Annotated in this window: 8 protein-coding genes; 7 read left to right on the top strand and 1 reads right to left on the bottom strand. The window is 68.7% G+C overall.

Annotated elements, in window-relative coordinates:
* Nucleotides 1–96: 96 nt before the first annotated feature.
* Nucleotides 97–672, bottom strand: coding sequence for an avidin/streptavidin family protein (locus ACFWY9_RS31585; RefSeq protein ID WP_378329214.1), 576 nt, complete (start codon nt 670–672; stop codon nt 97–99).
* A gap of 528 nt (nt 673–1,200) precedes the next feature.
* On the opposite strand from ACFWY9_RS31585, the gene ACFWY9_RS31580 reads away from it, so the two are divergent.
* The 7 genes from ACFWY9_RS31580 to ACFWY9_RS31550 all read left to right on the top strand — a co-directional run bounded on the left by ACFWY9_RS31580 (nt 1,201) and on the right by ACFWY9_RS31550 (nt 8,179).
* Nucleotides 1,201–2,400 (top strand): cytochrome P450, encoded by a 1,200-nt coding sequence (locus ACFWY9_RS31580; RefSeq protein WP_378329213.1) that lies wholly within the window; start codon nt 1,201–1,203, stop codon nt 2,398–2,400.
* 32 nt (nt 2,401–2,432) lie between these two features.
* Nucleotides 2,433–3,458 (top strand): methyltransferase, encoded by a 1,026-nt coding sequence (locus ACFWY9_RS31575; RefSeq protein ID WP_378329212.1) that lies wholly within the window; start codon nt 2,433–2,435, stop codon nt 3,456–3,458.
* A gap of 66 nt (nt 3,459–3,524) precedes the next feature.
* On the top strand, nt 3,525–3,890 hold the full coding sequence (locus tag ACFWY9_RS31570) for a SchA/CurD-like domain-containing protein (RefSeq protein WP_378329211.1): 366 nt from the start codon (nt 3,525–3,527) through the stop codon (nt 3,888–3,890).
* A gap of 91 nt (nt 3,891–3,981) precedes the next feature.
* The gene (locus ACFWY9_RS31565; protein WP_378329210.1) at nt 3,982–5,040 is read left to right on the top strand and encodes a methyltransferase; all 1,059 of its coding nucleotides are present in this window, start codon (nt 3,982–3,984) and stop codon (nt 5,038–5,040) included.
* A 70-nt stretch (nt 5,041–5,110) separates the two neighbouring features.
* Nucleotides 5,111–5,779, top strand: a complete 669-nt coding sequence (locus tag ACFWY9_RS31560; RefSeq protein ID WP_378329209.1) for a dTDP-4-dehydrorhamnose 3,5-epimerase family protein — start codon at nt 5,111–5,113, stop codon at nt 5,777–5,779.
* On the top strand, nt 5,772–7,199 hold the full coding sequence (locus ACFWY9_RS31555) for an NDP-hexose 2,3-dehydratase family protein (protein ID WP_378329208.1): 1,428 nt from the start codon (nt 5,772–5,774) through the stop codon (nt 7,197–7,199). Before ACFWY9_RS31560 ends, ACFWY9_RS31555 begins: the two co-directional genes overlap by 8 nt.
* Complete coding sequence (locus tag ACFWY9_RS31550) at nt 7,196–8,179, top strand: Gfo/Idh/MocA family protein (RefSeq protein WP_378329207.1); 984 nt, start codon at nt 7,196–7,198, stop codon at nt 8,177–8,179. The genes ACFWY9_RS31555 and ACFWY9_RS31550 overlap by 4 nt, the downstream gene beginning before the upstream one ends.
* The last annotated feature ends 138 nt before the right edge of the window (nt 8,180–8,317 follow it).

Raw genomic sequence — 8,317 nt, 5'->3', positions numbered from 1 at the left:
TGGTCACCCGGTGGGTGGCCGGGGGGCGGGGGCGCGCTGGTGTGCGGGCCCCCCCGGGCTTTTGAATGTCCTTTTGTGGATTGTTTGGTGGGACGGTCAGCGACCGGCGCCCGGTCCCGCGACGGGGCCGGCCGACCACGGCTTATCGGCACGGGCCTTCGCGATCTCGGCCTGGGACGGCTTGGTGCGGCTGTAGCTGTCGTGGTCCACCATCGTCGACAGGTAGATGTCGTTCGTGGTGGTGCCGTGGGTCGACAGCGTCTGGACGAAGATGCGCTGCAGGTCCCCGCCGAAGAACTGCCCGCTCGAGCTGGTCACCGAGTGGAAGTCCTGCTTGTCGTTGTGCCAGGCGATGACCCAGCCCGCCGCCGCCCCGGTCCCCGCCGCCGGCGTGGTCTCGTAGCGGCCGGAGACCACGAACTTGCCCCACTGGGGTGCGCTGGCGATCTCGTAGGTACCGGTGATCTGGCCGTCCGGGGACGCCTTGAGCGTCAGCACCGAACCGTCGTCGTGGTACCAGACGCCGCCGATACCCTGTGCGGCCTTGCCTTCGGCGGTGGACGGCGTGGTGTCCTGCGTGGCGAGCGGGCGGGCCATCGCGCTGGCCGCCGGTGCGGTGGCGACGAGGGCCAGCGCGGCGATGCCGACACCGATTTTGCGGAAATTGGGCATAGTGGAACCTTTCGGACAGATATGACTTGGATACGCGCAGGCCGAATGACCACGGCGCGTACTGTTTTATGAGTGAGCGCCCGCGATGGGTGGTCCACCCCATCGGGGCTCATGCTATTCAATCCCCAGTGGCTCCGAGAACACGCACCGGCCGGTACGTCCGGAGAATGTCGTCAGCCGACTTGATCTTTCCCCCAGTTCGTATGCTATTGTTGGAATTGTTTGGCGACCGATTTCCGTTTGCCGTCCGGGTCGCGGTATGCCGCAACGCCGAATTTTTGGTCGGCGACGGTAATCACCAGCAAACTATCGTGACCTCGCGGCGGCTGTCAAATATGCCGGGTACCGGTTGTTTTGAGCTGCGCCTTTCCCGCTGAGCGAGCCGGCGCGGAACGCGCGGGCCGCGATGGCCGGGCGGGTTCGAGAGTGGTTCGAGCGCTGCTCCGCATCCTGGGGCGGTGCCGTTCCGAGTGCCCGGCGGGCGGCGCGTCCAGGTAATCGGGTACCGGCGAGACCGAGGGGGCTGTGTTGCCTACCGAGCGAGCACCGCTGCAGTTTCCGTTCTCCAGCAAGCATCCGCTGCTGCCGCCCGAGGAGTACGCGCGGCTGCGCGCCGAGCGGCCGGTCAGCAAGGTCGGCCTGGCCAACGGGCACACCGTGTGGCTGGTGACCAAACACGCCGACGTCCGGCAGGTCCTCGCCGACCCCCGGTTCAGCCGGGAGGCGATCACCAGGCCGGACGCGCCGCGCCTGCTGCCGGTCGCCGCCGGATCGAAGTCGATTTTCGTGCTGGACCCGCCGGAGCACACCAGGGTGCGCAAGCTGGCCGGGCACGCGTTCACCTCGCGGCAGGTGGACAAGCTCCGGCCGAGGATCGAGAAGCTCGCCGCGGACATGGTCGACGCGATGCGTGAGCAGGGCCCGCCCGCCGACCTGATCTCGGCGCTGGCGCAGCCCCTGCCGATCACGCTGATCTGCGAGATGCTCGGCGTGCCCCCTGCCGACCAGGACCTGTTCCGGGAATGGACCGACGTGATGCTCAGCGTCAGCGCCCGGGGTTCGGCGGAAGTCGGCGCGGCGGCGGCCAATCTGCGGCGGTACCTCACCGAGCTGATCGACGCCAAGCGCCGCAGTCCCGCCGACGACCTGCTCACCGTGCTCATCACCGCTCGTGACGAAGGAGACGCGCTCAGCACCGAGGAGCTGCTGGCCTTCGCCGAGACGATGCTGATGGCCGGATATCACGCCACCACAGCGGAAATCGCGCACGGCGTGCTGGCGCTGACCGCCCGGCCGGGGGCGATCCGCCGGCTCGTCGAGCATCGGGACGAACTGCCGGCCGCGGTCGAGGAACTGCTGCGGTACTCCCAGGCCGGTGGCGGTGTCGGCCCGATCCGGATCGCGGTCGCGGACGTGGAGATCGGCGGGGTGCGGGTGAAGGCGGGCGAGGCGGTGCTGCCCTGCATCAACTCGGCCAACCGCGACGAGGACGTCTTCGACGCCGCCGACGAGCTGGACCTGGCCAGGGGCCGCAATCCGCACCTGGCCTTCGGGCACGGCATCCACCACTGCCTCGGCGCGCAGCTGGGGCGGATCGAACTCGTCGTCGCGCTGGACACCTTGTTCGACCGGCTCGGCGCGTTCGTCCTTGCCGTCGACGAAGCCGAACTGGAGTGGAAGGCCAACCGGGCCTTCAGCCGACCCGAGACATTGCCGCTGCGGTGGTGAGCGTGGGAAACCCGTGCGGAGGAAAGGAAGTCATGACCACACCGATGAGCGCGACCCCGAGCGCCCGGCCGATCATCGAACTCGGCACGGCCTTCTGGGGAGCGAAAGCACTGTTGTCCGCCGTCGAGATCGGACTGTTCACCGAACTCGGGAACGGGCAGCGGACGGCGGAGTACCTGCAGGAGAAGCTGGACCTGCATCCGCGCGGGGCGCGTGACCTGCTCGACTCGCTGGTGGCACTCGGCATGCTGGAGCGGGAGGACGGGCAGTACCGCAACACCGACGCCACCGGCTATTTCCTCGACGAGAACAAGGAAACCTACCTCGGCGGGTGGATGCGGCGGGCGAGCACCGACCTGTTCGGGGCCTGGACCGGGCTGACCGAGAGCCTGCGTACCGGAAAGCCCGCCGACTGGGGCAACGCCGAAGTCTTCGAGCACATCTACGAGGAAATGGAAGGACGGCGCAGCTTCCTCGCCGCGATGGACGCGTGGACCACGCACATCGCCCGCGAACTGGCGGCAGGGCTGGACTGGTCCGGGTACCGCGAGTTCGTCGACGTCGGCGGGGCCCGGGGCAATCTCTCCGCGGGACTGGTGAAGGCGCAGAAGCACTTGTCCGGGACGGTCTTCGACCGGCCGGAGATCGAGCCGCTGTTCGACGAGCACATGCGGCGGCACGGCACCGCGGAGCGCGTCGGCTTCGTCGTGGGGGACTTCTTCACCGACGACCTGCCGGAGAGCGATGTGCTGATCCTCGGGCACATCCTGCACGACTGGAATCCCGACGAGCGGCGCCGGCTGGTCGCCCAGTGCCACCGCGCGCTGCGGCCGGGCGGCATCCTGGTGACCTACGACCGGATGCTCGACGACGAACGCCGGCGCAACGCGACCGGGCTGCTCGGGTGTCTCAACCTGCTCGTGGTCACCACCGGGGGCTCGGAGTACACAGTGGCCGAATGCCGGTCCTACGCGACGGCCGCCGGATTCGCCTCGACCACGACCCTTCCGCTCTACGACGGGCTGGAAACCGCGGTCATCGCCAAGAAAGCCCTGTGATTCCCGGCCCGGGCGGTGGTTCGCCGGTCCCGGGCGTCCGAACCAGCACTGTTTTCGGGAGCCGACATGCCCTACGCGGCGATAACGTACGACATCAAGGGCGGCTGTGAGGCCGAGGTCGCCGAGGTCTTCCAGAACTTCCAGCGGCCGAAAACCAATCTCGTCACCGGTGCGGGCGGGGCGCGGGAGGGCCGGATCCTGGCCACCGCGGTGTTCATCCGGGACAGCACCCTGGTGCGGTTCATCGAGTACGAGGGCGATCTCGACGCGGTGATCCGGTTCATGGCCACGCAACCCGGCGTGGCGGAGGTGGAGCGCAAGCTCGCTCCCTATCTGAACAAGCCGCGGAACACGGGCACCGTCGAGGGTTTCCTCGACACCTTCCGCGCCAGCCAGTTGCGCTGCGTCACCCAGTTCGCGGTCCCGAGGTAACGCCGGCCGCCCGAACGCGTTCGAGACCTGTTCGACCGAACGTTGCGAAAATCATTCCTGCTCGATTCCTGCTGCGCGGAAAGGCTCAAAAGTGGCTGACACGGAAACTCGGGAAGAGAAGCCGTCGGCGTCGGAGTTCTTCTTCTCCACCTTTGGTTTTGCCGTTTTCCAGATTTCCACGACGGTGGCCCGGCTGGGAGTTCCCGACGTGCTCGACGGTGCGCCGAAAACGGCGGACGAGATCGCCGCGAGCCTCGGGGTCGACGCCGGGTTCCTGGCCCGTCTGCTGCGTGCCGCCGCCGGGGTCGGAATGTTGCGGGTCCTGGACGACGGCCGGTACGACCTCACCGAGTTGGGGCGGGTGTACCGCAACAACGCCGCCGAGAACGCGAGGCGGATGACGGACCTCCACGCGGCGAAGCCGGTTTGGCAGGCGTGGGGTGCGCTGGAAGACGCCATCCGCACCGGAAAGCCCGCTTTCGACTGCGCGCACGGGGTCGGTTTCTACGAGTACATCAAAACCGACACGCGGCTGGCCGAGATCTTCCACGACGCGATGGCCGCGTCCAGTGAGAGCCAGCTCCCGGTGTTCGTGCCGCGGTACGACTTCGGTGACGCGAAGAGCGTCGTCGACGTCGGCGGAGGCAGCGGCCTGCACCTGGCGGCGATCCTCGCGGCGAACGAGGACCTGCGCGGAACCGTCGCCGACACCGCGGTCGCGCTGCGGGGCACGGCGGCGGTGTTCGAGAAGGCCGGAGTCGCCGACCGGGGTACCGGCGAACCCTCGGACATCTTCAAAGCGGTCCCTTCCGGCGGGGACGTGTACATGCTGAAGAACGTCCTGCTCGACTTCGACGACGAATCGTGCGAGGTGCTCCTGCGCAACTGCCGCGAGGCGATGAGCCCGCAGGGCAAGGTCATGGTGGTCGCGCTGCCGATGCCGGAATCACCGCAGGAACAGGGCTCCGCGGCGGGCCTGGTGTCGGCGATCTCCGACATCGGCGCGATGGTGACCACCACGGGCAAGGAGCGCACGCTCGCCGAGTACGAACGGCTGTTCGCCAGTGCCGATCTCGCGCTCGGCGAAGTGACCTACATCGAGTCCGGCTCGGCGTTCTACCGCGTGATCGAAGCGCTGCCGGCGAGTTGACCACGCACCCCCGGCGATGACCGGGGCCGAGCAGCCCCGCCGCAGCCGGACCGATCGAGAGCGGAGCATCGTGCAGATCACCGAGATGAGCATTCCCGACGCCTACCGCATCACCCCGGATCCAGTCCCGGATCGCCGCGGCGTCTTCCTCGAGCACTGGCGGCAGAGCGAGTTCACGGAAGTGACCGGGTATCCGCTCACGATCGGCCAGATCAACTACTCGGTCTCGAAGAAGAACACGATCCGCGGCATCCACGGCACCGTGACGCCGCCCGGCCAGGCGAAGCTGGTCACCTGCGTCCGCGGTGCCGTGCTGGACGTCCTCGTCGACCTGCGCGTCGGCTCGCCGACCTTCGGCAGGTACGAGATCACCCTGCAGGAGGCGGCATCCGGGCTCGCGGTGTACTTCGCCGAAGGACTGGGACACGCCTTCCTGACGCTGACCGACGACACGTGTGTCAACTACGTCTGTTCCACCGAGTACGTGCCCGGCACCATGGTCGACATCCAGGCCTTCGACCCGGCGATCGGCATTCCGTGGAACCTGTCCGGGGAACCGGTCATGTCGGACAAGGACAAGGTCGCGCCGACCCTGCACGAAGCCGCCGAAGCCGGGCTGCTCCCCACGTACGAGGCGTGCCGACGGATCTACCGGGACCTCGCCGCCCGGGAACTGTCCGCGTCGTCGTACGGGGCCGGACAGGCCGCACAGTCCACGGAGGACAGTCGTCGTGGATGACGTCAGCAGCCGCCAGATGCTCGCGGAATCGGCGCTGGCCCTCGACAGCGATCTGATGCCGCTGAGCCGGTTCTACGACTGGTTCGCCGAACGCGCCGCGGCGCACCGGTTCGAGGTGAGCCGGGTGCCGTTCGCCGATCTCTCGGGCTGGTCGTTCGCGGCAGGCACGGGAAACCTCGTGCACGACAGCGGCCGCTTCTTCTCCGTCGAGGGCCTGCGCGTGCGGACCGACCGGACCTGGATCACCAGCTGGACGCAGCCGATCATCGTGCAGCCGGAGGTCGGCCTGCTCGGCATCCTCGCCAAGGAGTTCCACGGCGTCACGCATTTCCTGATGCAGGCGAAGATGGAGCCCGGCAACGTCAACGGCCTGCAGCTGTCGCCGACGGTGCAGGCCACGCGCAGCAACTACACCGGGGTGCACGGCGGCAACGCGATCAAGTACCTGCGGTACTTCCGGCGACCGCGCCGCGGCCGGGTCCTCGCCGACGTCCTGCAGTCCGAGCAGGGCGCGTGGTTCCTGCACAAGCGCAACCGGAACATGATCGTCGCGACGGACGACGACATCCCGCTCGACGAGGACTTCTGCTGGCTCACCCTCGCCCAGATCAGGCAGCTGCTGCGGGTCGAGAACCTGATCAACATGGACGCGCGCACCGTCCTGTCGTGCCTCCCGCCGCACCTCGACCGGGCCGAGCGGCTGGTGACCAATTCGTCGTTCGCCGGTTCGCTGCACGAATCGGCGGCCAAGGGGGCGTCGGCCCTGCACAGCCGCGAGGACATCCTCAGCTGGCTCACCGAGGTCCGTGCCCAGCGGGAGCTGGTCCAGCAGCGGGTCCCGCTCGACGAGGTCGCCGAAGGCGGTTGGCAGCGCGACGACGACCAGCTGGTTCACCGCGACGGCAAGTACTTCACCGTCGTCGCCGTCGACGTGCGGGCGACCAGCCGCGAGGTGCCGTCCTGGACCCAGCCGCTGCTCGCCCCGCTCGGGCCGGGCCTGCTGGCGCTGCTGGTCAAGCAGATCGACGGCGTCCTGCACGCACTGGTCGAGGCGCGCACGGACGCCGGGATGCTCAACGTGGCCGAGCTCGCGCCGACGGTACAGTGCCAGCCGGCGAACTACCGTGACGTACCCACGAAGCACCTCCCGCGTTTCCTGGAGTACGTGCTTTCCGCGCCACCGTCGCGGATCCGGTTCGACGTGCTGCAGTCGGAGGAGGGCGGCCGGTTCTACCACGCCCAGAACCGTTACCTGATCATCGAGGTGGAGGAGAGTTTCCCCGTCGATGTCCCGGAGGAGTACCGGTGGATGACGCTGGACCAGCTGGGCGAGCTACTGCTGCACAGCAACTATCTCGACGTCGAACTCCGCAGCTGCCTCGCGTGCGTCCAGACGCTGCAGGGCTGGGGAGCGGAATGACCGCCGGGCCGGTGCGGTTCGGCGTCCTCGGCTGCGCCGACATCGCGGCCCGGCGCATGATCCCGGCGTTGCTGGCCGAGCCGGACGCCCGTCTCGTCGCGGTGGCGAGCAGGACGGGGGAGAAGGCGAGCCAGTTCGCCGGTCGCTTCGGCTGCGACGCGGTGACGGGCTACGAGCATCTCCTCGAACGGGAGGACGTCGAGGCGGTGTATCTGCCCCTTCCGCTGATGATGCACGCGGAGTGGATCGAGCGGGCGTTGCTGGCGGGAAAGCACGTACTGGCCGAGAAACCGTTGTGCGCCGATCACGACACCGCGGTCCGGCTCTTCGGCCTCGCCCGCGAACGCGGGCTCCTGTTGTTCGAGAACTTCATGTTCCTGCACCACAGCCAGCACGCCGCCGTCGCCGAGCTGCTCGCGGACGGTGTCATCGGCGAACTCCGCGGTTTCTCCAGTGTCTTCACCATCCCGCCGAAACCCGAGACCGACATCCGGTACCAGCCCGGCACGGGCGGCGGCATGCTGCTGGACGTCGGCGGGTACGTGCTCCGGGCGGCGGCCCGCTTCCTCGGTCCCGGCCTGACCGTTGCCGGGGCCGTGCTCCGCCGCTCCCGGCGGCACGGTGTGGTGATCTCTGGCGGCATCCTGCTGCAGACGCCGGACGGGGTGCCGGCGCAGCTGACCTTCGGTGCGGAACACGCGTATCGGACCACCTACGAACTCTCCGGCAGCAGCGGGAGGCTGGGCGTCGACCGGGCCTTCACCCCGCCGGAGACGTACCAGCCGACGATCTGGATCCAGCGGCAGGACCACCGCGAGGAGCGGACGCTCCCGGCCGATCACCAGTTCGTGAACGTGGTCCGGCTCTTCGCCGGGGCCGTCCGGTCCGGGGGCGGCCTCGAACCGCACACCACCGGGTCCCTGAACCACGCCCTCCTGGTCGACCAGGTCACGGGTGCGGCCAGGGTCGTAGACGTCTGAGCGTAGGAGAAAAAACCGCCGGGGGGGGGGGTGGGCGGGGGGGCGGTGGGGGGCGTAAAACGTGGGCCCGCGCACCAACGACACCGACCCCGCCCGGCAGGCCGCCGCGACCTGGGTGTTCGACGCGGTGTCCGGGCG

The organism is Amycolatopsis sp. NPDC059027 (assembly GCF_042739735.1).
Classification (GTDB): Bacteria; Actinomycetota; Actinomycetes; order Mycobacteriales; family Pseudonocardiaceae; genus Amycolatopsis.
Note: the sequence above shows the minus strand (reverse complement) of the source record. Positions and strands in the feature narration are given on the sequence as shown.